We start from the raw sequence: 26,862 nt of genomic DNA, 5'->3' as shown, positions 1-26,862 counted from the left end.
CCTACCATTTACTTTTATCCGTAATCGAAACGACTAATACTTTCCTATTACTAACCATCAAAATTTTCTCAAGGAAATAATATCCATGTTATTTATCATAAAGGATGGTAAAGAGAGGAGAAATAGGACTTTAATCCTTTATTATAACGGGCATAGTCCCAACTTACGACTTAATTGTGACGCTCGTTTCCGCTCCCTTTTTAAGGTTTCTGCCGAGTATCGCATGCGCAGATACGCGTCTACATCGTCAATTTTTCCTGTTTTTAGTTCGCTCGGTTCTCGGTCTGTCTCCGGTATTCGTAAATTGACTCGGTGATTGTAGGCGTGCCCTCCGTCTTTCTCGTCCCCGCTATACGGGACATAGTAATTAGGTTTCCTACGCCCGCCCGTCAGTCGATCTCGCCCCTTTGCCGCGTCTATTTGAGCGACTTTATGCGTTGGATACGGCCTTTCGTGTTTGCTTACATGTTTTAACATTTCACCTTCAGTTGTCCATAGCCCGTGCTCTCGCCGGTAATACTCTCCCTTTTTCGTGGGCTTTCGGCCTCCCGAGTTCCGCGCCTTTTGCTTTGCTCGTCTTGCCGCTTGATGTAACGTCTTGATCCCTCGTCTGCACTCGGCGGAACACGTCTGTTTCCGATTATTTCTCGTCTCATCCCGCCAAAAATAGCCGCAATAATCACACCGCTTTACCCGCTTGTCTCGCGGATCGTGTAATTGTCCGTCCATTAATCGTCCCAACGTGATTAATGCTTGTTCAAAGTCGAGATCGCGTACATATTTGGCTGCAAATGCAATCGCTCCGCTCCCCGGTTCCCTCGGTTGTGTCACCTACTCTCCTCCTTTCCGTATTTCCGCTTGGATATGCGGAATTAGTGTGATATTGTTAAATTGGATATTTTTAATCTTTTATCATTTATGGTCACACTGTTACCCCTATATATCCTTTTTGTAGCCACTGCCGCCATTTTGTTGAAATAGCACCTTTGCCGTCTCTAGCGTTTCGCCGCCACTTGCGTAAAATAACGCAGGATTAACGATTACTTTACGTTGTCGGTTATCGTGCGCATCCTCTACAAATTGAAATACGGGCATATCCTCAAACCGAATCCCTCTCATAGCGGTTTTTAGTTTACTAGCGTTTCGGTATCTTAGTTTATCCGCCAACTCGCCTAGTTTCATAGGATGAATAAGTTCACAATTACTTTCCGTAGGGTTGTGACAAAGGATATTGTACCTAAAGTTAACGTACGGAAGTATTGCGTACAAGATACCTAGCTGTTTAGTTTTCCTTCGGCCATACTTTTGGTAGAGTTCTCTAACCGTGCGCCTAAATACTCTCGTATGGACTGTCGTTCTCGAATGAAAATGGCTCACTTTTTTTATTTCTCCGCGGAAGAAAAACTCCGGATTAATAGCTAGTTTACCGTCCAACTCCTGAATGATGTTATTATCTATTAACTTCCGATAAAAAGCGGAAAAGGTATTGCGTGCAACCCCGAGTAATTTAAACAAGCTACTCCGATTAATAAAGTGACCGTTATCGTGCTTTAGATAACAATGGAGATCATCTCTCTCGCTGTATGCAGTATAAGTTGATACGTAAAGTAACCTCGCGTAGTCTGCTTGGGTAAGGTCTGGAAATATATCGGTCATCCGTCTACTTCCCTCGAAAAAAGCAATAATGAAGCCGCCATATTTGTCCGCGTGGTAGTCTAATTCTGTCATGAACTTAAATGACCGCTTTTTTTCTTCTGACATGACGGGCTCCGGTCGATAATAATCTAGTACCGCGCCGGTTTCACTGTCGACAACCTTTAACCTGTCTTTAAGCTCCATGTGTATGCGGAATGCGTCACTCTTCAATCCGTCCATAAATGGTCTTTGTTTTGCCAATATTGATTCCCCCCTTTTATCGATTACCAGCGAAAACTAAAATATACGCCTTTTCGTGTGCAAAAACGGCAAAATATACGCCTTTTCGTGTGCATTACAAATAACGGTCAATCCTTTGTCACAACTGCGTTTGACGCCACTTTTTGTTTCATTGTCCCTAATAATAACTGCTACCCTTACCCCATTCCTCGGAACTTACCGCCCTCCGGATGAAAACGACTTTTAACGGATTTTTACACACGTCACGCGCGTAACTAACGGAATATTGCGGTTTATCTCAAATATTACGAGAGTGGCTATGTTTTAGCGTTTATAACGATGTTTGTTTATGTAATACGGGAGTGAATGCGTAGCATTCACTCAGTCAAGCTCTGCTTGACTGGCGCATTAATTATCCTACTTCGTTTACATACGTTTAAAATTAGCGCCCTCCCTTCCTCTTTCGTGTGTACTCGAATTACTACGTTTATATTCACTTCTTTAAGGGATGTAGCTTGAAACCCTTGATATATCAACGTTTTACTACGATTTTACTACGTTTATTGTAGTAACCGATTATATACGTTATGGAGTAGCCGACACGTCATTATCGCCTCCTCACTCTTAATACACTTCCCGATTCTTTTTTCGCACACTTTCGATAAAATTTTTCGGATTTTATTTCGTATACACTCGCATCCACCCGTCTTATCCCTTACTTCGCTTATTATTTCCGCTTATAAAGAACGGAGTTAATAGGACTGAAAATCTTTGATTTTCAGGCGATGCGAAGCATCGCGCAATTATTTATCTTGTTATACGTGGTTATAGTTAATACGTGGTTCTTGTTAGTGTGACGTATAGCCATGTTAGCTACAGCCATGTTAGTTACGCGTCACATGGACGGACATCCTCCGGTTCAGCGTCAAATATTCGTAGCTGACTAATTGCCGAAATCACGTATTCCGTATTCTCCCATACGCCCTTTCCGTTTCTCTTCCGGTAGGCTTCGATAATCGGTCGACCGCACCATCGATAGTCTAGTAGCTTTTTTACTCGACGATTCGCCGTCTCCCTTCTTACGCCAAGTCCACGAGCAATCTGCGCTTGTGTCGGGTAACATCGCCCATTCTCGTCCATATACGAGGCGATGACGCAAAGTGTCTGCCAATTGTCGGGTCCCATATCGGCGATTAACCCGCTACTTACGGCATCAACGTACATCTTTACGAATATTTTCGTTTCTTTCTCGTTCATCCCGAAAACCCCCTCACTACTATTACACGTAGCGAAGACGATTTCGCACATAAATACGTCCGCATATGCGCCTACACGTCCCGTGACGGGGAGATATAAACTTTCGAATATAAACGTACTCAAACGAAAAAAGACGTGACCGCTTTTGGTCACGTCTCGAAATGTTAGACTCTGCGCAATGTCAGCTGCGCAACTGTCTCAATGTGTTTGTTTTTAATCGCCAGCTCCGTGTTTTGATCGTCTTGATCTCTTGTTGCGATAGCGAGATCATCCCCCTTAACGTATGCAAGCAGCTTCTCAATTTCAGCAACAATCTCTTGCTGTGTAATCACACCTTTATTATCGTCCTCGATGATGCAGGGCGTCTCCCCTCCGGTTAAAACAGATAGATTATGCGACTTGTCCATCGTAAATCGGTAATACGCCTGTGCGATCTCTTTTTGGCTCGCTTTCGGCGGCGTGAAGCCAATCTCCGGTGCTAACGTTATGTTTAGTAGATTGCCCTCACGCAATTGTTTTAGGATTTGCTCACGCTCCACAAAATCGTTTAAATACTCTAAATATTTGTTGCTCATTTTTAATCGTCTCCTTTATTTTAATTTTTTAACGAGTGTCATTTCGGTTCCCCACTAGGCCGGTTTTCTCCAAGTAGCGACAATACGCTCTTTACAGTACATGCAATTTGTGGCTTCTGATCCGCCTTGAATCGATATTTTTTTACCGCAGGACGGGCACTCAAGCTTATAGGTCTTGTACCATAACATGTTAGCCATTTTAAATAGTAGTACCGAGGCAGGGATACCGATGATTGTAATAGCGGCTATTACGCCTAGTGTCTTTAACGCTAGATTTAACGGGAGTAGTACGATGATCCTCGTCATCATGTCCATGAAACCTTCTTTTTCATGAGTCATCGTGATTCGTTTCAACTTTACCGTCCTCCTTTTAAAGGATTAGAAAAGGTTCTCTACGGGCGAGAAATGTTTATGTTTTTCAAAAACATCGGAAGAAAATAGATTTACATAATTACGTACCATTTCTAGCGATGTATGTCCGAGCATGGCTTGTAGCGCAAACACGTCGGCTCCGTTTTGGACCGCGATCTTGGCGAATGTATGCCGGAATGTATGTGGGCTACACCGTACGTTTTTAATGTTAGCCATGCGCCCATATTTAGCTACAATTTCTTGGACTCTCCGTCTACTTAACGGTTTATCGTCAATATTGACAAATAAAATATCCGTTACCGATACGTGCCCCCTTACCGCCATATACTTACGGAGTTGACGCTTCATCGTCTTTTGGAACGGGACAAGGCGATCTTTCGCGCCCTTACCGTTAAGTTTGATTTGATTATCCTCCCATTTAATGTCGTTAATCGTAATATCGCAAACCTCACGTACTCTCGCGCCCGTTTCTACCATGAGCAGCATTAACGTATAGTCTCGTACGCCGGTAAACGTACCTTGATCAGCTTGCGAAAGGATTTCTCGTAATTGCGCACGTGTAAATGTCTGGATGATCTCCTTGTGTTGCTTAATTAAGCCTACGTCATCAAACGGATTTTGCGCAATCATTCCTTCATCGCTAAGAAATCCGAAAAATGAACGTAGTGCCCGTAATCTTGCATTGATAGTTGTTTCCTTCCTTCCCGCTTCCATCAGATCAAGGATAACGTTTTCTTTAATCGTTCTGTCCGTTATCGTAGAAGGATGCGTCTCGACTCCTTGACGCTCTAGTTGGCGCATTGTTCCTAACAGTTCAGTGCGGTAATACTTCAACGTATGCTCGCTAAGATTCTTAATCTTCCTATCTCGTAAAAATAAATGGACTGACGTTTCGAAATCCTCGACATCGATTACCGTCTGTTCCTCGACTTTTACCGTATTAATTACATTTTTTCTTCTCCGTGACAAACGTTTCACCTCCGTTCAGCTTAATTATCCGAACACATACCGTAAAACAATTAATCTGACGCGGAGGACGAAAAAAACGCTGACCCTCCTTACGGAGAATCAGCGTTATATCAACGTTTATGTCGTACGTGTATGTATCGCGGAAATCTGACTCTTTTGAGTCGTGCGCGTCTGCCAATTCCGCCACACCGGCACGTTATCTTCCATGCTCGAACAATCATCTAAACTCAGTATCTTAGAAGTTGATCGCGTTGGACAAGTAATAATATAACATGAATAACCACTTGCGTCAATATGTTGTTTTTGTATTTTCTACTAGGGAATGTTGCGGAGCATAGGGAAGGGGAAGGGCCCCTGTCAGGATGACCGAGGCTTTGATCTGTGGTTCATCGGAGGTGTTCTTTCGTTCGGGTGATGTCGTTATCTTTCCAATAGGCCCAAAGCGACGCTCCGCCTAAAAAGGCAAGAGAAACGAAGGTGCTAACGCCTTCTTCGTCAATGGGAATGAACGAAATACCCGCCATTTCAAACCCACTATTTATGAGTGCAACTACTAATAGAATAAACCGAGTAACCGTCCCTGCACTAATGTTTCGTATCTTTTCTTCATTCATGTGCTGTTCCTCCTTGTTTTTAACCGAACATGTGCCCCCATGTCTGTGGACCGACTTTGCCGTCGACCTGTAGTCCGTGCTTTTGCTGATAATGGCGAGCACCCCTTTCCGTTTGTGGACCGAAAAGGCTGTCAGGATTGACGTTGACCACGCGTTGAACTTGTCGAACGTCTTCTCCCTTCATCATCGGATTTTGCAAGTAAAGTACTCTTGAATATTGAAGCTTATGCAGTAGACGGGATTGAGTCACTGGCCCTGGAATTCCATCTACAGTAATTCTCTCTTTTCGTTGGAACGACTTAATTGCAGTTAACGTCTCTTCACCTGGCACTCCATCGTCACGGTAGCGTGATAAGTCTTCTCCGACTGCGATCAGCTGCCGTTGTAAGACGGCAACGTTGGGAAAGTAACGCCGAATGAGATCATAGCCAGATGTCGTATCTTGTTTGGAAGCGCCCACTGCTGCTTTTTGCTTTTTCGCAACGCTAGTACTCCCTGCCCTCCGATTGAGCCCAAAAGCGTCTGCAATTCCTTCTGCATGACCGCGGGCGATCTTCGTAATAAATTGATCCTCATTTAAAAGGGCGGCATCCGCCGGGTTATCGATAAAAAGGTTTTCCGTTAGAATGGCAGGCATGTTCGTTTGCCGTAAAACAGCGAAGTTGGCTGATTTCTTTCCTCGATCTCTAACGTTCATTTCCGCGAGAATCCGAGGATGGATAATGTTTTGTGCATTCACCGATTCGCGAGATGGATTTGGATGAATAAACGTTTCGAACCCCGTTCCGCCGCCCGCATTAATATGAATGGAGCAAAAGTAATCCGCGCCCCAGCGATTGGCAGCATTCGCTCGTTCTGTCAGCGATAAAAAGCGGTCATTCTCCCGGCTCATGGTTACTTCCACACCATCAAACTCAGAGGTGAGAATGTCACGAATTTGCTTGGAGATCGTGAGGACAAGATCTTTTTCCTGCAATCCATTTGCAACTGCACCAGGGTCACGACCGCCATGCCCTGGATCAAGAAAGATTTTCATTTTGATTCATCTCCTTTTAAAATGGAAATCGCCTGTTTCAATTGCTTTGGTACCGGTAGTCCCATTCGACCAGCATTTTCGAAGATGCTAATAAGTTCGTTCACGATATAAAAAACAACGGCGGCCATAAAAATTAAAGCCTCTGTTTCAATTCCGACCTCTAGCAGAACAGTATCGATCATGTGGGCAATTGCCACCATAACGAAAATAAAAACCTTGCGCGTAATCCCTATAAGACCGACACGACTGTTAATATTTCCGGTTACGCCAGCTGCTACTAGCCCCGTGCCATAATCAATGACCACTAATGTAAGTAAAATTGATAGCAAAATTGTCCACTCCCCATATAAAAAAGAGACAGCAGCTGCAAGTACAGCTGCTGACCATTTCAGCAAGGCTTCCATCCCTTTTCTCCTTTCTAAAATCTATTAGGATTTTCTCTTTACCATTTAATTGTCTTCTTTAAATTTAAATTTATAAACAAAGTTGCTAAATCCGAACTCATAATAGGGTCTGTCCCCCATATAGTACCTAGTGAATGGAAGAATGACTACTACGTCAACATCCGTCAAATCATAAATAAGATTATAAGTTTGTTCTCCTCTAGAATTCTCATAAACCAACTCTTGATCAAGTAAGACTGGCTTAATTGTTTTAAACTCTTTTTCAGTTCCTTTAAAATCTAACGGCTGAGGGAACCCACCATCACCATCGGTTATCCATCTATATCGCCTTTTTTCATACCCATCAATATAATGATATTCCACATGTGATTGAGTCTCCCCATCCATAGTAAATTCAAATACATAATTAACTTCTTTATGCATTTTAGCACCTCATATCCTGTTTTTTGACTTTTTGAAACATAATAAAAAGCCTTACTCGGCTTCTCGTTCTCTCTATATTTTCTACCACTAGATTTTCCAATCATGCAATTAGGTTTTGGCTAGCTCAAAGATGAACCACGGCTCATTAGAAAACTCTTTTATTACATTGAATTCCTATCTTTTTCTTTATTCGCCTTCATTTTCAAAAGCTTCTACTAAAGTAAAATGAGCTTCCGCGTCTTTTTCTGATAACTCTTTATTGTAGTCGTTCACGACTTCTTCCAAAGTCTTAAGGGCACTTTCTAAGTTTGTGTCGTCTAAGACGAAATACTCGTTATACAAATCTTCCTGTTGTTTCTTGAATTCTTTTACGTCTCCTTTAAACTTGAGATTACCGCTTTCATGGACAAATTCGCCCTTTTCATTCGTTTCAACATACTCTTTTAAAAGCTCCAACTCTTCTTCACCAAGCTTTTTGTTTTGTTCTTCCAAGACCTTAACAATCCGCATCCGGTGGACAGATTTTTTACCATTCAAAGGTAATTTTTTAAGAAATACAGCTACGTCTTTTAATTCTTTATTTTGAAGTTTAATCATGCTATCTTCTCCTCAAGTTTTGTTATTTTTTCTTTTAGTCGTTGATTTTCTAGTTTAAGCGAATTGACCTCGTCTCTTACATATGAATCTAGCTCTTGAATTGCCTTAATTGTTGGGGCAATAAGCTGTGTGTATGAAACTCCCATAACACTATCATTAATGGTAACGATCGTTTGTTTTTCTAAGTCTATTCCGTGTTGCTCTAATTCAGCTGCAACTTCTTGAGCAATTAAACCTGTTTTGTATTGCTCATTTTCAACAAGCTGGAAATCTACTGGACGTAAATCTTTAATAAATGCCAATCCGAGGAAGCTATTTTTAATATCGCTCTTAATTTTAATATCTGAGCCTTCAACCAAAGTATTGGTATAAACGAAATTGTAGCGCTCTGAAGATGAGCCCACACTATGGCTACTTCCACTCGGTCTTAAATGATTGATTCGACCGAAGTTCCATGGAGCCGAAGACGTCCCTAAGTTATAATTCCAACCAGAAAAAGAAACATTAATCCCCCGAAAAACCATCGTTGCTGAACCGCTTTCTGGTTGCGTTTCGAATATATATCCCCCCGTCCCTACAGGATTTCGTATATATACTTGGGCTGCTCGTATATTATCTGCATGAATGTCTTTCCATTTGTTATTATTTGATCCAAAAACGTAGTCGTAAGAACCTGTATTGATGGGGTAAATATTCATAGTGGTTGAATCACTAAAATTAAAGGCAACACCTTTTCTAAAACTGACTGCTTGATCACGAATGTGGAAAATCCTCCCCACTACTGAATTTCCAATACCGTCTGTAATCATACGTTGATTAGTGTTAGTGATAAATCCTGTAAAGTTTTGATCATCAATAGGATTGGGTTTAGTTGTATTTGTTGTTCCGAGGAACCCATATGGAAAACGATCATTAATTGATCGACCAATTCCAAAACCTGCACTTCTTGTAATATTACCTACTGGATCGTACTGTTTAAAATATAGACGGTTCCCTGGGTCAGTAAACTCAATGTCAGCCCCACTTCCAAGTGTAAAGTTTGTATTCCGCATGTTAAGCGTCCCAGTGTTTAAATTTAACTCCATGTTGTTATTATTCGACCGCATAATCCCCGCCGTCACTGTGCCTAAATTGGCTGAAATTGCAGATAGACTAGCAGCGTTAATCTTATCCGCGTTGACACTAGAAATTTTCGCAGAGGTCACCGCCAAATCCTCAATCTGCGCTGTCCCAATAACGGCTGTGCCCAGTTTAGCTCTTGTGATCGCGGCATTCGCAATATGTGCGTTCTGAATGACCCCATCATTGATTAATGTCGTTCCGTCAAGATGGATTAAGCTTCCCTTGATGCGTATTCCTTCTGGTGAAAGGTTAAGCGCTGTGACAATGCCGTCCTTTTCAACTCGAGCGGCGATCTCTGTCGCTTGTACAGACAATTCAGCTTCAGCTTGCGTTACACGACCGGCTAGTGAATTAATTTCCGTGGCACGAAGGGCGATTTGCTGAGAGTTTTGATCAATACGCGTTTCTGCTCTCATGATGGGAGTAGCAACTGGTCTCGAACTTTCGAATGGCTGAATGTTTGTAATGTCAGGATTCCCACCCCAGTTGTCAACCGGTAGTAACATTTCGCTATCAGAGCCGATCTGTCCATAAAAACGAGTATCGGTATTCCAAATGTCGTGTTCATTGGGGAGTTGGTGTCTAAGAGCGATATACTTCTCGCCTTTGTAATCGCAAGTGACCATACTCCATCCATTTAACGTTTGGATTTCACTTGCTTCAAAATAGCCCGATGCCCGATCTCCATTAGAGGAATTATTGAAAATGACTTCGATTTTTCCTGATCCAACATTCCCACTAACTCTTCGGCCAAAAAGAGTCCCTGCTACATAATTTCGTGCTCCAGTTAAATCGGCTCTTGTCAACAAGATGAGATAATCCCTTGAGGCATTGAACGAGAAATGAAGTTTATACTCTGTCGCCTTCCCGTTTACGATCTCCTCTAAGTGACCAATTCCCGACCGAATCGATGTCACTTCGGACTGGACTCCATTGACACTAACAGTTAATTGACTTAGATCATGGGCCACGTTTGTTACTTCGCCCTCGATCACGTCAACTTGTGTTTGCTCGGCCTTCAAACTAATTTCGGTTTCTAATTCAGCTAGTTGCGTGGATACTGATACAAATTTCCCGTCAACCGCCTCTAACTCACTATCGATCAACGAAAACTTGCCTTCCACATACGTTAAACCAGCCTTTTCTGCCAGTTCTGCATTGATCACATCTTCTATAGCCCTTATTTCCTCATCTGTGTATTGGCGTGCTTCTTGATTTAAAAGCGCTTTTGCATGATCACTAATTTGTTCAAAATTTACGCCACCTTCACCAATAATGTCACTGATTCGATTTAATTCTCTTAATCTCTCAGCGAGGTCGGGGCCGAACAAAATATCATCACTAATGATTCGATGGGTAGAACCCGATACTTTGTCGGACCAATCGGATGGTCTGCCATGATAGTTGACGGCACGGACGTAGTAGTACCATTGCTGATCTTTATCAACAAAATGAGCAAAAGCGGAAACCTTTCCTCGCCACAGTAAGTGTTGACTGTCTGGAACGAAATCACTGACTTGACTTCCATAAACTTCATAATGTTCAATGTAAAGTTCATCCGCATAATCCCAATAAAGTTGAATCGCTTGAAATCCACTCTCTGCTCGAAGGTTTACGGGAGCGGATGGTTTGATATCAGGATATTTATCCCTCGTAATCGTACCGCTGCTTCCCCATTTCCCCCGATTTTTTTCAATCTCTTCAATGACTCGTTCAAGCCGTTCATCCATGCCATTGAGAGACAAAAACTGTCCCATCTCCACCATTCCGGTTCCATCGATATCAACTAAATCATATTCAATCGCAATAATCCGAGATTGAATTTCAATGGGACGACTAAACTGCCGATCAATCGCAACGGCAGTGTCGCCAAGGCTCGCCTTCTCGTGCTCGTATCCAGAAATATGTTCAAACAATCGTACTGATAAACGATAATGAACTTCCGGCTTGCTAGATTTCTGCAGCTGCTCCCATGTTTTCTCCAATAATTCTTCGGGATCTTCAATGTCCGTATTTTGATAAATGCCTTCTCGGTGCAATAGCTGGCCGTTGTGCTTACGCCCGTATTTTTGCAGGGCTTCTGGATCTCCTACCCACAATTGCCCCTTCGGCTTATCTACAGGGGCGCCTGCTGATTTCCGCCATTCCACCTCTCCAAAATCTAAAGAACCCTCCTGACCGTTCTCCCCTTGAAGTGAAGCCCCCCGACCATATAGGGCCGTGATGGGATATGAAAGAATGGTTCTCTCGATTTGTTCAATATTATGATCGATTTCAAATCTCTTCCCACGATCCACTCCCCGCCGTTGAACAATCTTGATTTGACGGGACGTGATTTTGTTTTCCGCATTGAATGTGACGACATCTTTAAAGTCACCACCCCAAGTCACGAGGATGTTCCACACGGCTTCAATCGCACTGACATAAGAAAAATGCTCTGTTGCATTTCCGAGATTAACTTCTACACTTCCCGTCCAACGAGTTCCTTGAAGAACCACATTTAGCGCTACATGGGCCGGTTGATTCACTACACTCTGTTCAACGATCATATGTTCAGCTAGCTCCATAAACGCTGGTTCACAAATCGCCGTCGTTTGCGGTCCATTCAAACCATCTACATCTTCCAGTTCCTTAATCACAAAAAGACGAAGATCGCCTTCCTTATCACGAAAGACGACCTGATGTTCCTCGACCACGTGTTTTGCCTCTTCCGAACTAGCTTCAATCGTAAATGCGAACGGTTGATTAGGGACCCGATTCAATTCCTCTCGAAACAGCGCCCGTACAAGCCCAGTCGATTCTGTGAGTATTGTAAGCAATTGGTCTTCGCGATCAAAAATGAATAACTCTGTCATGAATGCGTTTCCTCCTTTCTACTAATAGTATCTCTCCGTATAGGTGACTGTTGTCGGCTCACTGGCATTCAATGAAATAGCCCCTGGCTTTAAGGAATCCCAGTGCGAGCTTAGACTGATTGCTGCTGCTAAATCTTGGCCGTTTAACGTAACTTTTCGTTTCTCATAATCGATGTGCAAAAGATCTCCTGAAATGAATCGATAGTGGAGAAAAATTCGCATTCCTTGGCTAGTTTCCAGTGTGAAATGGGATGTGGCATTACTAAACGTCGTTTCACTTGTCCATGGTGTTTCCACCTGTCCTGTAATGGTTTGCTCAGAGGCTGTAGGAGTCACTTCCAGTTCTCTTTGAGCACCGAACCGGTAAGGCTGATCTAAGTAAAAGGTAATAGCCCCTTTCGCAAAGTGCTCATACTCCCCCAACTCAACCGACAATAACCTAGCCAAATAATTACGATCAGGATCATCCTCAAATACAAGACGCTTTGCCTCTTGATGAAACAACCAACCATTAAGCTCTGTTTTTACATCTTCAAGGGAACGCCCGCGGTGTTTAATCACCACGGGCACAGATAGTTCAATTGGTGCTAACCTCGCCTTTCGTACGATGACACCGTTTTGACGACTTTCATAAAGGTCATGTTCAATAGGTGCTATCATCGGTCGTTGAAAACCATGCAATACCTCGATATACTCTTTTGTCACACCATTAAAGCTAAAATTCATCTTTTATCACCCCTTTTATCTCGGGGACCTTTGCGTCCGATATTGTTTTCTTCCTTGACTTTCTGACACGTGCGGCTCAACTAAGCGGCCAACAATACGAGAATCCATTTCAATAATTCGATCCTTTTGCCTCCGCAATTCGTCCACAATTTGTCCCAATAAGCTTTCCGTATTCGACGTAGTCATGCCACCAGATACTGCTAGCTCTCCGTGAATTGATCCGCCACTTAGATTCGGGCGGGCCACCTCCATCGCTGCCATTGCAGGAGCGTCAATCGTTGAAGGGACTAGGTTGGTCATGACCGTAATTGCCTTATCCACTGTATTGAGATTGCCTTCGATACCGACCGCTAACCCTTTCGGTAACCACTGGCCGATATCATCTCTGAACAAACGGGAAGGTGATTTGATACCGAAGAAGGATAGTAAATTATTGACGATGCTATCCATAAAGCCGCCAATTTTACCAAGAATCCAGTCCTTCATTGAACCAATACCTTCCCAAAGACCGCGGATTAAGTCCTTACCAATTTCAATCAGGTTGACACTCTCAAAGAAGGCCTCCATGTTGTTCCAAATTCTCTCGGCTGTATTTTTAATGGATTCCCAAGCACCTTCCCAATCACCTTTAATAAGATTCATGACGGTATCGATTATGCCAGACACATAGTCAATCGCATTTTTAACGCTTAGTTTAATGAGCTCCCATGCGACCTTAACAATGCTAGAGATAGCTGGCCATACCGTATCGAAAATGATTTTCGCAGCTTCTAGCCAAGTGCTTATTCTCTCACGAATAACGTCTATAACGGTTCCGATGATGGTCTTAATAAATTCGAATGCACCTTTTACAATCGCCATGATCGTCTCACCATGCTCGTCCCAAAGCTCACTAATTCGATCAAGGACTTGATTGACAACCTCCATCACCGTGTTGATTACTTCTGAGACTACTGTTTTTATCGTCTCCCACGCGGCTTCTGCAAAATCCATGATCGTTTGCCCATGTTCTTCCCAAAATTGCGAAATCGCATCGAGAACCATTTCAATGATATCCGCTATGAAGCTGATAACAAATTCGATTCCTTCCTTAATAAACTCATAAGCCCCTATCAAAATTGCTGTGATCGTGCCACCATGTTCCGTTAAAAACTCTTGAATTACGGTGAGGCCAGTCATAACCACCTCACTAATAAACGTGATAACGTCAGAGATGAGATCGGCTACAAACATAAAGGCCTCGCCGAACTTATCGATAATGACCGATCCCGCTTCTGTAAAGTCTTCTTTAATTAGCTCAATCACTGGGGAAATGATCTCCATAATCTGTCCGAAAATCTCGGTGAGAATGTCCCATATTGCTTCAGTAGCACTCGTAATTGTCTCTTCGATTTTCGCCCATGCTGTATCGACAATGTCACGAAACCATTCAAATTCATTGTAGGCATAAACAAGAGCTGCTCCTATCGCAACAATTGCTAAGATTATTGGATGCAGTTTCGGCATGAATACCCCAAGTGCATCGTCTGACAATCCGATCATCTTCCCTACACTAGAAAGGGTTTTCTCAAACTCTGAAGCTGTGTTTACAGCAGAGCTAAGCCCTTCAGATAAACTTTCTCCTATTCCAGCCACTTTTTGACCGTATACTTCTATTGTCTTTAGAGAATCTTCATTTACTTTAGTAAACTCTCCGACCTTTTTTGCCGTTTCAGTAAAACTATCTGACCATTTTTTTAGGTCCTTTCCAAAAGATATAAGGCTATCCATAAATCCTACCTCCTTTCTTTATTTTTTTCGCGTGCTTCGAATGTAAATTGTGAGAGCCATTCTTGCGCGTGGTTGGCTGCTTCCGCTTTTTCCGCGAGCGTTTCATCATTTTGTTCGTTTGTTGGGCGTTTGTATAGATCGGATAGCTTCGGCCTTTTGGCTCGAGCCGCTTGCTCATGCATGAGGGCAATGCGCGCAGCGCGCTCCAATTCATCGTGGAGATACTCCCGTTCCATCCGCATCATGATTTGAAATTCTCGCGGTGTCAGCCGGTAAAATTCAGCAGGGGTTAAACGTAAATAACGCCAACCATCGGCTAACAGGCATTCCACTTCTGTTAATTCTCCTAATTCACTTAAGACTTGAGCTTGTTCAGCGCTTCGAATGCTTCTGGATTGTCTGCTAGAAGCTTGTTCACTTGCTTCTTGTAGAAAAAACTATCGGTCACGACTTCATTGCAGATGGCAAATACGTCTTGTCCATCTAACGTTTCGTTTGCGATCGCCTGCTCGATTTCTGCCTCTACTTCCTTAAAAGAAAAATTCTTTCCATGGTGGAAAAGCCCGGCATGAACAATGTGTGAGAAAACTTCAAGGTCTCCCATCATCGCTTTTCCGATCAAGCCTAAAGAACCGCCCTCTACCACTTTGTTTAAGTACTTCACACTTTCAAAATTTAATTTAAGCTCGTATTCTTTTCCTTGCATTTCAAATGTCGCCATGTATTCATCATCCTTTCGATTATGTTCAAATTACAATCGGCGCCCTTTTGTGGACGCCGATTTCTCATCATTCTTCATCTCCTTCGCCCTCGCCAGGCTCTCCATCACTCGGTTGGTCTGGTGACTCTGGCTCTCCTGGTTCTTCGGGCTGTTTAGGGAGTTTCCTCAGTTGCAGGAGCCCCTTCAGGGATTTCTACCAATGTTTCTTCTGAGACTTCACCATTTAACGTCCCACTTAAAGAGTAGGTCGCAAACTCTCCGTTGCTGTACGTGCGCTCAAAAGAGGAGACCATGTACATGCCATGCTCCGCTTCTTTCGTACGCGTGTCAATCTCGTAAATTTTGACGAACTCTTTGTTACGAATTGCCTTTTTAATATGATTGACGAAAGGATCTCCTTCCGTAACAATTCCTTCCAAGGAAACTTCTTGCGAAACGCTGCCGTAATCTGATCCTGTTTTATCTTTCGTCGTTAAATCAATGCTTTCTGCCGAAATATTTGTTGATCCACCTGTTTGGTTAAACGGTCGAACCAACGTTTCCCCATTCTCGTCTGAAATTGCGACTGCAAATAGTACCTCATCACCTTTGTATTCCATTGCCATAAATAATTCCTCCTTCTATTTTGTGTGAGTGTCGTGTCGAAACTCACTTCCGTAGCCAGCTTATTCTAGCTACTCCTTTGATTTATTCAGGTAGACCTAAGCCCCTACTTCCGATCGAGCGTTTTTCAATGACACCTAAAACTGCTTCCCGTAAGCCTCCCCCCTTTCAACACGACGTAAAAAGCCGCCCAATTGATTGGAACGGCTTATCAGAATGTTATGAAATGCTGTGGCATGCTGCGAATGAACTCACAGATCATTTGCTATTCTGTTCGTTTACAGGTTGTTTTTTAGATGTAGAAAAACGATAGGATCAGTGAATAAGTGACTTTGTCTCTCCTTCATAAAAGGTAAGATAACTAATGGCGGAAAAGATGGATCGTTTTATAAAAAAGTTTTTATTTTTTTTCGTAGCGACTCCTTATCGGCAAAGCTCTCGATTTTCCCGAGTTCCCTGGTAATAAAACTCCATATCCATTACCTCCTGTACATCTCTTTCGCGCCGAGAGGGGTAACGATATTCCCTTCCATCGGTTGCCATGTTAACTGCGAGTGAAAGTGGTACCTCTCGCGTTAATGGTTTCAACTTACCGTTTGTTCCCCCACGTCTAACATGTCGCCCTTCTGTTTTCCTACGGTACTGGTTATCGCTCATAATCGGATACTCTTCTCGTGTCATTTTATCTGGGTGAGCATTTGTGATCTCCTCATAAAGGCATAGTGTCGTCAGCCGAACAAGGGCTCCTCCACTTGGCATCTGTCCTGACGTTTTAAAATAAGTTTCTGTCAGACCCTCGATCGCCTTTAATCGGTGATGACGTGGCAACTTTCCTGCTTTTGTTTCTCTCCATAACGTGTCAATCTTCATTTTTAATTCTGTTTTTTTCATTTAGTCCTCCAATTTTAATTAATATCCTTCACCGATCTCTGTCCAATATTGATAAACTGCCGCAACCTTTTGAATCGCTGCCTTTTCATGTCTGCTAATCGTATCTTGGCGTAGACCAAGTTGTTCAGCTGCCGTTTTCTGGGTTAAGTCCTTAATATAGATAAGCGCTAGTGTCTGCCTTTGCCGCGTGGTCAGACATGCGAGAGAAATGGCCATTTCTAAATCTGTTAAAACATCACATGCTACATAATCACCGTCGTATCGTCGCTCTTTTAACGTATGGTAATCACGCAACAAACGGCGCACCCCTAATGAGGTCCCAAGCGAATGGTACCGTGTGGAATAACGGCGGATTTTTGCTTCCTTGTCATACATACTCAATGTAACAGCCCCCTCTATGTTCTCGTGGATAGGTATTCTGGATGCTGCTTGCCCTCGGTTTTCTACTATGCTTTGAAACAATGACTCTCAATTGCACAAATATTCTCAATGTGTTAGTATGGACTGGAATATAGACGCTTTTTAACCTAAACCTTAAGGGCTTCTCGCAGATTTCGTTTACACGTTAGAGAGCTGTTATCATTTACATTGTGATAACGTTAGAGAGGAAAAAACCTCACTGCGTTTATCATATTAGGCAGAAAAGTATAGGCGTAATTCTCCCATGACCTCTTCGTCATAGTTTTGCGCTAAGCTTTTTAATTTTTGCCTAATGGTTTTACGATCGAATCCCAGTGCCCTTGCCAAAGCTGTTTGGGATTCATAGTTAGGAAATGCGTTGACGATTGCCGTCGTCTTCGCATCGACCCGATTCGGGTCAGCCAAGAAGGAGATCAGTTGCCGCTGGTCTTCTTCTTTTTTTATGACATGCTCTTCAAGGTTAAACTCATCTGCGATCTCGAACGTTGCCGCGTCCGTCAATGCTAGAGTCCTATCAGTTGATTCAAATGCTCCAGGTGTTAACATTTCTCGTTTTCTCAGCCTCTGCACCTTGTTGTAATAATCTGCCCGCCTGTTTTTTAAACTTACGACTAATAGCGGCAGGAACTCACGATTGCCGTCATACTTTTCAAGAACAGCCATTAAAGTATCTTCGTAGAGAGCCTCTACCTCATGAGTGGTTGTCCAAAGGGATTTTGCGATCTTCGGAAACTTCGGTTGCCAATCAGCTTTCAGAATGTGGTAGATTTGCTCAAATGTTTTTGGGCTCCTAGTGTCAACATACGTTTTCGCCAGAACGGTTAATTGTTCGTTTGGGTCCACCGCCTTCCTCCTTTCTTTCTGCTTCATCATATATTACGAATTCGGCTCCCCCTTTGAGGAAAAGATGTTATCAATAATTTGTTATCCTTCGCATATATATCCTCCCTTCGTGAATTTCAATTATTTGAGCATGTTCGCAAAATTATTTTTATTTTATACGAACATCTGTTCTCATTCTAATGGATTCCTCCTCTTCTAGCAAGAGATTTCCCATTATTTACGTAACGTTAAGTTATTCGTTTCCAGTAAATAAGGTTTTCCGTTCAACTTTATAGCAATAAAAAACTCCTCTCAAATGGAGGAGTCGTTCCCTAATTAATTAACGGGGTAAATGTTGTTCGTATCGTTTTCGTAAATTTGACAGTTTGTGTAGGCGTTCAAATGTCTGATGTTCGTTTGTTTTCCCGAGGGCGATGATGAGGCTCTCTATTATGAACGTTGGAGCGATCATGGAGTGGAAGTGCTGCACCTCTCCTCGGCTTGCGAACAATGTAATGTCAACCTGTCCATTAAAATCAGAAACTAATTGATCGGTGATTAAGATCGTCTTTATATCGTGTTGTATTGCGTAGTCGATGATCACCCTCGCCTCTGGAAGCATGCGAATAAAACCGAACAACACGATGACGTCTCCCGCCTTTATCGTTAAAAGGCTTTCGAGTAACTCACTTCCGCTGCTCTTCATCGGTTTCACCGCAAAGCCGAAGCGGTTGAGCCGGTACTGCAACAGACCAGCTAATCCTTCTGTCGGACCAGGGCAATACAAATGAATCAAGTTAGCCTGATGCAGGAGCGTAACCGCTGCTTCAAATTCTTCAAGGTTAAAATGCTCTATCGTCTCTTGTAAGTAGGTTATCCCTAATGTCAGAAATTCCTTTTGCCACATATCTCCGCCGATCATATCAATCATATTTTCAAGTTTTTTCGCCGGCGTGATATCGACTTTCTCTTTCATTTTCTTTTTAAAATCCTTTAAATTTTTATAACCTACACTTTTCCAGAAACGTGAAACGGAAGCTGTACTTAGACCAACTGCCTCCGCTATCTCCTTCTCTGTTGACAATAATACTTCTCGTGTATGACGTTGAATGTAATCTGCAATTTTAACTTGATTGGGAGACATCTCTTCCGTATTCCAATGAAATGAACTCACTTTCTCCTCTCCTTATCGCTCGTTTTCCTTTACCATAGCATACGCTCGTTCGAAATGTATGTTTTTTTTCATTAAATTAAATTATGATATTTTTACAACACATTTACAGTTTTCCCATACCTCTTTAATAAATACTCATTAGACTAAGGGTGAATTTATATTAAGGAGGTTTTTGCAATGGCTCGGCTCAAAGAAAGGTACAAATTAACCCGTTCACAAAAAATGATGGTGTTTATTTTGTCCATGTCCCTTTATGGACTATCCAACATGATTACGGAGCTGATTCCAAAGTTTTACCTTGGACCTATTGAATTTTCGGTCGAGTATTTCGCTTTTATCCCGCTTACCCTCTGTATCCTTTTTCACCCATTGTATGCCGCCATTGGTGCGTCACTCGGTGAAGTGATTTTCGGGGAAATCATGCTCGGACAATTTGGCGGGCTAGGTGAGTTGGAAAAATTCATTTCTTTTTCATTAGCCATGTTCGTAGCCGGAACGATCGTTCGCAACCCGTTGAATAAGCGCCAAGTCGGATTCGCGGCAATGCTCGGTGTCATCATCCATCAGTTTATTAGCGCGGTGGTTGATATTTGTAAAGTCTGGATTGGTGTTGAGGAGCTAGAAGCAGTTCCAGGATTAGCGGAAAGTATTGTAGTCATTGAAGGCTTCTCCTTTTTAAATGATGTACTTTTCTCTGGAATCTTATTTGCTCTATTGCCTACTCTGTATCTCGTCCCTCGTTTGTATGGAAAAGTCGAGCCGTTATTGGGGATGAAGCCACGAGATCGTTCGGTCCATTATTCTCTTAAAGAAATTCTGACCCCACGCCTCGTTACGACCTTCATTCTTCTGGCAGCCATAGCAGCAATAGCTGAATTTTTAGCCGAAGCGGATTTTGCTTTAGTTGAATGGGACCTTGATCTAGGTGATGGTTATGTTTTCATTAGCATCGGAGCGGCCATATTCCTTTCCATCCTAACGATTTGGCTTATGATGCGAAAGAAAAGGAAAAACGCCGAAAGGGATTCAGCAAATGTCTAATGAACCGATCATCGCAATTAAGGACGTAACATTCACGTATCCAGGAGAAAACAAGCCTGTATTAAACAACGTGTCCCTCGCAGTGGAAAGGGGCTCATTTGTCGCCATCCTCGGTAGCAATGGTAGCGGAAAATCAACATTGTGCAAGCTAATGAATGGACTCATTCCCCACTATTACGTTGGTGATTTTGAAGGAACTGTGACCGTTAACGGTATCCAAACGACAACCGGTAAAGTTGCAACTTTATCGCGCCATGTCGGTTATGTCTATCAAGATTTTGAAAACCAGCTCGTCCGTCCGACCGTCCTTGATGATGCCAGTTTTCCTGCTTTGAACTATGGCTTTGAAGATTACATCGACCGCGGTAGGAAAGCATTGGATCTAGCTGGTCTCCATGTGGATCCAAACGAATTCATATGGCAGCTTAGTGGTGGGCAAAAGCATTTGCTTGCCTTAGCAAGTGTACTCTCATTGGATCCAGACATCATTATCGTCGATGAGCCCATTGCTCAATTAGATCCGGAACACGCCCGAGAGTTTTACCGCTTGTTGCACTCATTAAACAAGGATCATGAAAAAACGATTATCGTCATTGAACACCATACCGAGTTTATTGCTGACTATTGTGACCAAGTCGTGTTGATGGATGGCGGGCAAGTTCTTTGGAAAAAACAAACCGACGAAGCTCTACAAGAAGTAGATGAATTGCTAACTAGACACATTTATCCACCTCAAGTCACTGAAGCAGCATACAAGCTAGGCCATTATGAAAAAAAATGGAGATGGCCGATCACTCTTGATGAAGCTGCTTCATTTTTCTCAGATGAAAAGCTGCGGAAACATCGTTCATGCTCGAATATCGAAGATGCTCCTAAAGAAGAACTTCTTATTTCCTTCAACGATGTGAGCTTTTCCTATAAAACATTAACGAGACAGCGCAAGCAAGTTTTACAAAATCTCTCTTTATCCATCTATAAAGGTGAAAACATAGCTCTTGTTGGCAATAACGGTGCTGGAAAATCTTCATTACTTCGGTTAATAACCGGGTTAAGCAAACCAGACAGTGGGAGCGTACAAGTTCTCCATCACGACACAAAAAAGATTGCACCTGAACAGCTAGCCGATGTAGTCGCGTACATTTATCAAAACCCAGAAGATATGTTTATTGAAGATTCAATCAAAAAAGACATTAGCTTTTTTCTAAAAGCAAGAAAGCGAGAAGCATGGGAAGGGAAAGTGGGGCAACTCCTTGCTGACTTCAGCTTAACAGAGCTAGCCAATCGTGACGGCCGACTACTAAGTGGCGGTCAGCAACGTCGCGCCTCTCTTGCTATTGGAGTTGCAATGGAGCCTTCGATCATGTTACTAGACGAACCAACTGCCAATTTAGACATAGCGACAAAAAAAGACATCCTGAACGTATTACATCAGGTAAAAGGCCAAGTGGATACGGCGATCATCGCAACTCATGACATGCAACTTGTCGCAGAATGGGCCACGCGCATCATCGTTTTACATGAAGGAACGGTTCTTCATGATGGAACACGTGAATCTGTTTTTACTGATGAGTACTTATTAAACCGCGCGGGCTTACAGCAGCCACAAATTTTACAACTTAGTCAGCGCCTTGGAATGCCCCCTACTTATTCGGTGAATGAATTCGTTACTTATAGACAGCGAAAGGAGAAAATCTTAGCGCATGGAATATTCCCGTAAACTGCTCGATAAGTTGTCAGTCGAACAGTTAAAAATTGAGCTTTTGCGTACGGCCTATGGAAACGGTGATACATTTATCGCCAAGCTTGATCCACGCACATTGTTTATTTGGTATTTATTTTTTGGCTTTGCCCCATGGTTTATTTATGACGAATCTATCTTATTTAGTTTGTTTCTGTTGATGCTGGCAATGACGATTAATAGTAAAGTAAGTCCGTTGATTCTTTTTATTTTAGGTATTGGGCTCATGAGTCAAGCTGGGTATTTGTTCGTGGTCTCGTGGTTTTTTGGAGGAAATCTAGAGACGATTGTGCCACTAATGACGCTTACGTTAAAATTGGCGATCATTTCACTAGCAAGCATTGTCGTCTTTAACTCAATGGATCCGGAAAAGCTTAGCGATGGCTTTTTGAGTATCGGCATGCCCGGCCATGTATCATTCGCCATTTCATATGGGTATCGAATGCTTCCTAATTTGATGGAGGAGTATCATCAAATCTTCCTTTCTTTCCGTCTGCGTGGGAAAGCACCAGAGACAAGAGGTTTTCTTTACATTCGTTCCATCATCTACTTTATGAGAATCGCCGTTAGATCGTTTTATCCCCTCATTTTGAGTAGTGCTAAAAGAGCACGAACGACCGTGGAAGCGCTAGAGACAAAGGGGTATTCAGAAGCATTGTCCTCACAAAAAGTGAAAAAAATTAAGCTAAAGCACTTACACTTCGGCTGGCGAGACTACTGCTTCCTCTCCTTTTCGATATTGTATACGTTGGTTGTTTTTATTATTTTTAAAGGAGTAATAAAATGAGAATTGATTTCCATACGCATATGAAGCTATCCAAAAAAGCGCCTTTTGATTTAGCGTTCGTAAAAGAGATGGCATCAGAGGCAAAAAAGGCGGGACTGGACGCCATTTGTTTAACTGAGCATTTTAATACATTAAGGTTTGACGAGATTTATGAACAATTCGATCGACATTTTCCGTATGTTGATCACTATTACGATGTAAATGGATTAAAAGTTTTTCCCGGAGTAGAAGTCGATATTCAAGAGACAGGCCATATTTTACTAGTGGGGACACGTGAATCGGTTCTTCAGCTTCATCACCATTTAAAAGAGCATAAAACGGCAGATTCTTTTATTTCCTTCAGGCAACTTTTAAACGTAGCGGATCTTTATAACATGCTTAAAATAGGAGCTCACGCTTTTCGAAAGAGCACGCCTCTTCATCATTTGAGTGAAGATTTGCTAGAAAGACTGGACGCATTGGATTTAAATGGGAAAGACTTACATGCCAATGGAATTGCTGAAACGAAGGATGCGATTACACAACTAGCAAATCATTTGCATCTACCGGTAGTCGCTGGTAGTGATACACACCATCATTTTCAATATGGATGCACGTACAATGAATCAACAATGGATGTTCAATCCATAGCTGATTTAAAACGAATGATCCGAACAGGAGCCTATCGCCTCGCGATCTCGCCGTGCCTTCATGATAAAGTAAAAGCAGCCTCAGCCATTAAAAAGCTTTTGAAGAGTCAAATCGTGGTTTAGTCCATAATAACAAAAAAGGGTTCTTAGTCAAATGTTGGGGTGGCATAGGAGGGCGAGCCCCTCTTATCCTACCCCGAATGTTTGATGTTTGAATTGATGATGCAAGAGAATACGGTTTCGCAAGCGATCATAACGCCGAAAACCAAAGGCATTTCTCTTAATCACCTTCGTTTGATTATTCAGTCCTTCAATAAAACCATTGTTTAAGCCAAACGCGAAGCTATTCAAGATCTCGGTCTGCCAGTTCTTCAGCGTCTGAATGGCTTGGTGGAACTCCTTTAACGGGCTCGCCTCCACTCTTCGGTAAAAGGCGTAGAGCCCTTGTTTCACCTCGCTCATTCGTCCTTCCCTTCCTTGCATCTTCGCTTCTTGATACCACTGACGAAAATGTTCTTTTAGCTCATACGCTTCCCTTAAATCAGGGGATAGCTCTAGGTACCGCTCCACCTTCTTCTTTTGCTTATCATCCAGTCCTTCTCTCTCTTTCTGAAACAGATGTTTGATCCGTTTACATCGTTTTCGATGATACGGATGGAACGCTTTTTGCACTCGGCGGCGAACCTCTTCCAGAGCCCAGTAGATGTAACGACAGAAATGGAACGGATCCCCAATGATGAGCGGGTGGCCTAAGGCCTTTTGAACAGCCGACTTGAAGGTATAACTTAGATCCATCACGACTGTTTTCACATGATGACCCTTCTCTTGAAGATATCGTTTAAGCGTATCGGCTTTACGATCCGGTAAGATATCCAGTGGCTTCCGTGTATCTGCATCCGCAATGATCACTTGATATTTCCCCGCATTCGTATCCCCTTTGTAATCATCAATCGCAATCCGAGGAGGAAGGTGATCCACCTTCTTCACGAGGGGGGCCGCCAATTGATCAAACCGGCGCATGGCAGTTGTCACGGACGTTTGGAATTGATTCGCTGTGTCCGTAAAGTTCTTCCCTTGAATGAGCCGTAAGCGAAACGCTTGATTCCATTCCACTGTCTGACGCTGATATCGCTCTACAAAACAGGCTTTCTCCGCAAACCGCTTCCCGCATCTGCACGCGTACCGGCGCTTTCGATAGAATAGATACACCCACCGTTCAAAGAGCTTGAGATGTTGAACTTTTTGGATGCGGTAATCATGGATTCTCTCGGTTCTCTCCCCGCAGGATGGGCAACGATGAGGCGTTCGCGGCATTTCTACATGGAGCGCGATAAAGCCCTCTCGTTCCTCCATCTTTGTGACCTTCACACCTTTTAATCCGGGCAAATCCATGGTAAAATTCATCGTACACGCAGCTCCTATCCTTTCTTTGTTTCTAGGCAATTCAAGGATAATGGATAAAGGAGCCTGCGTGCATTTTTTTTGCCCTCTTTTGTGCAAAAACCACAACATTTATTGTAGAGCCTTTTTTTGCCCTCTTTTGTGCAAAAACCCCAACATTTATTGTAGAGCCCAAAAAAGAGCATTGGATCATCCAATGCTCTTTGTATGTACGTATATATAGAAATGGCGCGCCCGAGAGGAGTCGAACCCCTAACCTTTTGATCCGTAGTCAAACGCTCTATCCAATTGAGCTACGGGCGCAAAGCTTGTCTAAAATGGTGCCGAGGGCCGGACTCGAACCGGCACGGTAGTCACCTACCGCAGGATTTTAAGTCCTGTGTGTCTGCCAATTCCACCACCCCGGCAAGGAATTACGTGGAAAGATCAAAAAAGGCGGCACCCGGATTCGAACCGGGGATAAGGGTTTTGCAGACCCGTGCCTTACCACTTGGCTATGCCGCCAAAGCTTTGGAGCGGAAGACGGGATTCGAACCCGCGACCCCCACCTTGGCAAGGTGGTGTTCTACCACTGAACTACTTCCGCTTATTGGCTGGGCTAGCTGGATTCGAACCAGCGCATCACGGAGTCAAAGTCCGTTGCCTTACCGCTTGGCTATAGCCCAATATCAAAACTAATGGGGCGACTGATGGGAATCGAACCCACGAGTGCCGGAGCCACAATCCGGTGCGTTAACCACTTCGCCACAGTCGCCACACTGAAATGATAAATTGGCAGGGGCAGTAGGAATCGAACCCACACCGGAGGTTTTGGAGACCTCTGTTCTACCGTTAAACTATGCCCCTATGAAAATAAATGGTGGAGGGGGACGGATTCGAACCGCCGAACCCTGAGGGAGCGGATTTACAGTCCGCCGCGTTTAGCCACTTCGCTACCCCTCCATTAAGGAACAATATCTATGATACCGAAAAATCATCATATCGTCAATGGAAAAATGGTGCCGGCCAGAGGACTTGAACCCCCAACCTACTGATTACAAGTCAGTTGCTCTACCAATTGAGCTAGACCGGCACAGATGGTGGCTCGGGACGGAATCGAACCGCCGACACATGGATTTTCAGTCCATTGCTCTACCGACTGAGCTACCGAGCCTTATGTATAATGGCGGTCCGGACGGGACTCGAACCCGCGACCTCCTGCGTGACAGGCAGGCATTCTAACCAACTGAACTACCGGACCTTATTGGTTGCGGGGGACGGATTTGAACCGCCGACCTTCGGGTTATGAGCCCGACGAGCTACCAGACTGCTCCACCCCGCGTCGTTATAAAGTATATGGATGATGTTTTTTCTAAGAAGCAGGACCTCTCCTCTTCTTGCTTTCTCACAGACGCCATCATGCGTCGAGGTTACTCGTTGCTTTCTCGGCAGAAGTTTCGCTCATTGCTCCACCCCGCGTCGTTATAAAGTATATGAGTAATTTTCTTAATGAGTGAATGGTGGAGGATGACAGGATCGAACTGCCGACCCCCTGCTTGTAAGGCAGGTGCTCTCCCAGCTGAGCTAATCCTCCAATACATAAAGGACATAAAGTCCTAAAGAAAGAATGACCCGTACGGGATTCGAACCCGTGTTACCGCCGTGAAAGGGCGGTGTCTTAACCACTTGACCAACGGGCCACGGTAATTTATCTGGCGGAGAGCGAGGGATTCGAACCCTCGAGACGGTTTGTCACCGCCTACACGATTTCCAATCGTGCTCCTTCGGCCAACTCGGACAGCTCTCCGTGGCTCCACAGGTAGGACTCGAACCTACGACCGATCGGTTAACAGCCGATTGCTCTACCACTGAGCTACTGTGGAACATTAGTTGCTTGGCAGCGTCCTACTCTCGCAGGGGCAAGGCCCCAACTACCATCGGCGCTGAAGAGCTTAACGACCGTGTTCGGCATGGGAACGGGTGTGACCTCTTCGCTATCGCCACCAAACCTTTCTACGTCAGATGATCGGCGAGCTTTTTTGTCAGCTACGCTTGTTCCTT

At 43.4% G+C, this 26,862-nt stretch carries 26 protein-coding genes, 16 tRNA genes and 1 rRNA gene; 4 read left to right on the top strand and 39 right to left on the bottom strand.

The features are described 5' to 3' along the window. Positions 1-141: 141 nt before the first annotated feature. The 21 genes from FED51_RS05225 to FED51_RS05125 form a co-directional block, all read right to left on the bottom strand. Positions 142-831: a hypothetical protein gene (locus FED51_RS05225; RefSeq protein WP_053431877.1), complete on the bottom strand. Its 690-nt coding sequence runs from the start codon at positions 829-831 to the stop codon at positions 142-144. Positions 832-936: 105 nt separating this feature from the next. Next, positions 937-1,896: a hypothetical protein gene (locus FED51_RS05220; RefSeq protein ID WP_053431878.1), complete on the bottom strand. Its 960-nt coding sequence runs from the start codon at positions 1,894-1,896 to the stop codon at positions 937-939. A gap of 867 nt (positions 1,897-2,763) precedes the next feature. Next, positions 2,764-3,132 carry a helix-turn-helix domain-containing protein gene (locus FED51_RS05215; RefSeq protein WP_053431879.1) on the bottom strand — a complete coding sequence of 123 codons (369 nt, stop codon included), beginning with the start codon at positions 3,130-3,132 and terminating at the stop codon, positions 2,764-2,766. Positions 3,133-3,296: 164 nt separating this feature from the next. Beyond that, complete coding sequence (locus FED51_RS05210; RefSeq protein WP_053431880.1) at positions 3,297-3,707, bottom strand: hypothetical protein; 411 nt, start codon at positions 3,705-3,707, stop codon at positions 3,297-3,299. 54 nt (positions 3,708-3,761) lie between these two features. Next, positions 3,762-4,061, bottom strand: coding sequence for a DUF2614 family zinc ribbon-containing protein (locus FED51_RS05205; RefSeq protein WP_053431881.1), 300 nt, complete (start codon positions 4,059-4,061; stop codon positions 3,762-3,764). Between the two features lie 24 nt (positions 4,062-4,085). After that, on the bottom strand, positions 4,086-5,048 hold the full coding sequence (locus FED51_RS05200; RefSeq protein WP_053431882.1) for a tyrosine-type recombinase/integrase: 963 nt from the start codon (positions 5,046-5,048) through the stop codon (positions 4,086-4,088). A gap of 386 nt (positions 5,049-5,434) precedes the next feature. Continuing rightward, a complete protein-coding gene (locus FED51_RS05195) occupies positions 5,435-5,662 on the bottom strand; it encodes a phage holin (protein WP_053431883.1) in 228 nt (75 codons plus the stop codon). A 19-nt stretch (positions 5,663-5,681) separates the two neighbouring features. Beyond that, positions 5,682-6,698: an N-acetylmuramoyl-L-alanine amidase gene (locus FED51_RS05190; protein ID WP_083445602.1), complete on the bottom strand. Its 1,017-nt coding sequence runs from the start codon at positions 6,696-6,698 to the stop codon at positions 5,682-5,684. Then, entirely contained in the window at positions 6,695-7,102 is a 408-nt protein-coding gene (locus tag FED51_RS05185) for a phage holin family protein (RefSeq protein ID WP_010897137.1), read from the bottom strand. The genes FED51_RS05190 and FED51_RS05185 overlap by 4 nt, the downstream gene beginning before the upstream one ends. A gap of 45 nt (positions 7,103-7,147) precedes the next feature. Further along, positions 7,148-7,525, bottom strand: a complete 378-nt coding sequence (locus FED51_RS05180; RefSeq protein WP_053431884.1) for a hypothetical protein — start codon at positions 7,523-7,525, stop codon at positions 7,148-7,150. Between the two features lie 186 nt (positions 7,526-7,711). Next, a complete protein-coding gene (locus tag FED51_RS05175) occupies positions 7,712-8,122 on the bottom strand; it encodes a hypothetical protein (RefSeq protein WP_053431885.1) in 411 nt (136 codons plus the stop codon). After that, entirely contained in the window at positions 8,119-12,099 is a 3,981-nt protein-coding gene (locus FED51_RS05170) for a phage tail spike protein (RefSeq protein WP_053431886.1), read from the bottom strand. The genes FED51_RS05175 and FED51_RS05170 overlap by 4 nt, the downstream gene beginning before the upstream one ends. Before the next feature lie 21 nt (positions 12,100-12,120). Continuing rightward, on the bottom strand, positions 12,121-12,825 hold the full coding sequence (locus FED51_RS05165) for a distal tail protein Dit (RefSeq protein ID WP_053431887.1): 705 nt from the start codon (positions 12,823-12,825) through the stop codon (positions 12,121-12,123). A 15-nt stretch (positions 12,826-12,840) separates the two neighbouring features. Next, complete coding sequence (locus FED51_RS05160) at positions 12,841-14,595, bottom strand: phage tail protein (protein ID WP_053431888.1); 1,755 nt, start codon at positions 14,593-14,595, stop codon at positions 12,841-12,843. A 5-nt stretch (positions 14,596-14,600) separates the two neighbouring features. Further along, entirely contained in the window at positions 14,601-14,927 is a 327-nt protein-coding gene (locus tag FED51_RS05155; protein WP_053431889.1) for a phage tail assembly chaperone, read from the bottom strand. Positions 14,928-14,950: 23 nt separating this feature from the next. After that, the gene (locus FED51_RS05150; RefSeq protein ID WP_053431890.1) at positions 14,951-15,316 is read right to left on the bottom strand and encodes a tail assembly chaperone; all 366 of its coding nucleotides are present in this window, start codon (positions 15,314-15,316) and stop codon (positions 14,951-14,953) included. Positions 15,317-15,468: 152 nt separating this feature from the next. Next, positions 15,469-15,921, bottom strand: coding sequence for a phage major tail protein, TP901-1 family (locus tag FED51_RS05145; RefSeq protein WP_053431891.1), 453 nt, complete (start codon positions 15,919-15,921; stop codon positions 15,469-15,471). A 421-nt stretch (positions 15,922-16,342) separates the two neighbouring features. Continuing rightward, positions 16,343-16,810 carry a hypothetical protein gene (locus FED51_RS05140; RefSeq protein ID WP_053431892.1) on the bottom strand — a complete coding sequence of 156 codons (468 nt, stop codon included), beginning with the start codon at positions 16,808-16,810 and terminating at the stop codon, positions 16,343-16,345. An 18-nt stretch (positions 16,811-16,828) separates the two neighbouring features. Next, positions 16,829-17,185 carry a sigma factor-like helix-turn-helix DNA-binding protein gene (locus FED51_RS05135; protein WP_053432028.1) on the bottom strand — a complete coding sequence of 119 codons (357 nt, stop codon included), beginning with the start codon at positions 17,183-17,185 and terminating at the stop codon, positions 16,829-16,831. Between the two features lie 258 nt (positions 17,186-17,443). Then, complete coding sequence (locus FED51_RS05130; RefSeq protein ID WP_053431893.1) at positions 17,444-18,073, bottom strand: hypothetical protein; 630 nt, start codon at positions 18,071-18,073, stop codon at positions 17,444-17,446. 319 nt (positions 18,074-18,392) lie between these two features. Continuing rightward, on the bottom strand, positions 18,393-19,226 hold the full coding sequence (locus FED51_RS05125; protein WP_233443879.1) for a MurR/RpiR family transcriptional regulator: 834 nt from the start codon (positions 19,224-19,226) through the stop codon (positions 18,393-18,395). Positions 19,227-19,403: 177 nt separating this feature from the next. Between FED51_RS05125 and FED51_RS05120 the strand changes: the two genes are divergently transcribed. Genes FED51_RS05120 through FED51_RS05105 form a run of 4 tightly spaced genes read left to right on the top strand, consistent with a single transcriptional unit; the run spans position 19,404 to position 23,544 of the window. Beyond that, entirely contained in the window at positions 19,404-20,267 is an 864-nt protein-coding gene (locus FED51_RS05120) for a DUF8171 family membrane protein (RefSeq protein WP_053431894.1), read from the top strand. Next, on the top strand, positions 20,260-21,984 hold the full coding sequence (locus FED51_RS05115) for an ABC transporter ATP-binding protein (protein WP_053431895.1): 1,725 nt from the start codon (positions 20,260-20,262) through the stop codon (positions 21,982-21,984). Before FED51_RS05120 ends, FED51_RS05115 begins: the two co-directional genes overlap by 8 nt. Further along, positions 21,968-22,792, top strand: coding sequence for an energy-coupling factor transporter transmembrane component T family protein (locus FED51_RS05110; RefSeq protein ID WP_053431896.1), 825 nt, complete (start codon positions 21,968-21,970; stop codon positions 22,790-22,792). The genes FED51_RS05115 and FED51_RS05110 overlap by 17 nt, the downstream gene beginning before the upstream one ends. Further along, a complete protein-coding gene (locus tag FED51_RS05105) occupies positions 22,789-23,544 on the top strand; it encodes a PHP domain-containing protein (protein WP_053431897.1) in 756 nt (251 codons plus the stop codon). The genes FED51_RS05110 and FED51_RS05105 overlap by 4 nt, the downstream gene beginning before the upstream one ends. Positions 23,545-23,607: 63 nt before the next feature. On the opposite strand, the gene FED51_RS05100 is transcribed toward FED51_RS05105, so the two are convergent. From FED51_RS05100 to rrf, 18 genes are all read right to left on the bottom strand, one after another. After that, positions 23,608-24,825 (bottom strand): ISL3-like element IS651 family transposase, encoded by a 1,218-nt coding sequence (locus FED51_RS05100; protein ID WP_138090320.1) that lies wholly within the window; start codon positions 24,823-24,825, stop codon positions 23,608-23,610. Positions 24,826-25,048: 223 nt separating this feature from the next. Then, a tRNA-Arg gene (locus FED51_RS05095) sits at positions 25,049-25,125 on the bottom strand. Between the two features lie 15 nt (positions 25,126-25,140). Further along, positions 25,141-25,229, bottom strand: a tRNA-Leu gene (locus FED51_RS05090). A 26-nt stretch (positions 25,230-25,255) separates the two neighbouring features. Beyond that, a tRNA-Cys gene (locus tag FED51_RS05085) sits at positions 25,256-25,326 on the bottom strand. Positions 25,327-25,333: 7 nt separating this feature from the next. After that, positions 25,334-25,408, bottom strand: a tRNA-Gly gene (locus tag FED51_RS05080). Positions 25,409-25,412: 4 nt separating this feature from the next. Then, positions 25,413-25,487 (bottom strand) — tRNA-Gln (locus FED51_RS05075). Positions 25,488-25,500: 13 nt separating this feature from the next. After that, a tRNA-His gene (locus FED51_RS05070) sits at positions 25,501-25,576 on the bottom strand. Between the two features lie 18 nt (positions 25,577-25,594). Beyond that, a tRNA-Trp gene (locus FED51_RS05065) sits at positions 25,595-25,668 on the bottom strand. An 11-nt stretch (positions 25,669-25,679) separates the two neighbouring features. Further along, positions 25,680-25,764, bottom strand: a tRNA-Tyr gene (locus FED51_RS05060). 54 nt (positions 25,765-25,818) lie between these two features. After that, positions 25,819-25,894 (bottom strand) — tRNA-Thr (locus FED51_RS05055). 5 nt (positions 25,895-25,899) lie between these two features. Continuing rightward, positions 25,900-25,975: transfer RNA gene (locus tag FED51_RS05050), tRNA-Phe, on the bottom strand. 10 nt (positions 25,976-25,985) lie between these two features. Then, positions 25,986-26,062, bottom strand: a tRNA-Asp gene (locus FED51_RS05045). A gap of 4 nt (positions 26,063-26,066) precedes the next feature. Then, positions 26,067-26,143, bottom strand: a tRNA-Met gene (locus FED51_RS05040). A 176-nt stretch (positions 26,144-26,319) separates the two neighbouring features. Beyond that, positions 26,320-26,395 (bottom strand) — tRNA-Val (locus FED51_RS05035). Between the two features lie 34 nt (positions 26,396-26,429). After that, a tRNA-Glu gene (locus FED51_RS05030) sits at positions 26,430-26,501 on the bottom strand. Positions 26,502-26,514: 13 nt separating this feature from the next. Beyond that, a tRNA-Ser gene (locus FED51_RS05025) sits at positions 26,515-26,608 on the bottom strand. Position 26,609: 1 nt separating this feature from the next. Then, positions 26,610-26,684, bottom strand: a tRNA-Asn gene (locus tag FED51_RS05020). 9 nt (positions 26,685-26,693) lie between these two features. Further along, positions 26,694-26,809, bottom strand: a 5S ribosomal RNA gene (gene rrf, locus FED51_RS05015). Between the last annotated feature and the right edge of the window lie 53 nt (positions 26,810-26,862).

The sequence above is a fragment of the Halalkalibacterium halodurans genome, from assembly GCF_005671335.1.
Classification (GTDB): domain Bacteria; phylum Bacillota; class Bacilli; order Bacillales; family Bacillaceae_D; genus Halalkalibacterium; species Halalkalibacterium halodurans.
This window is presented reverse-complemented; position numbering and strand designations above follow the sequence as displayed.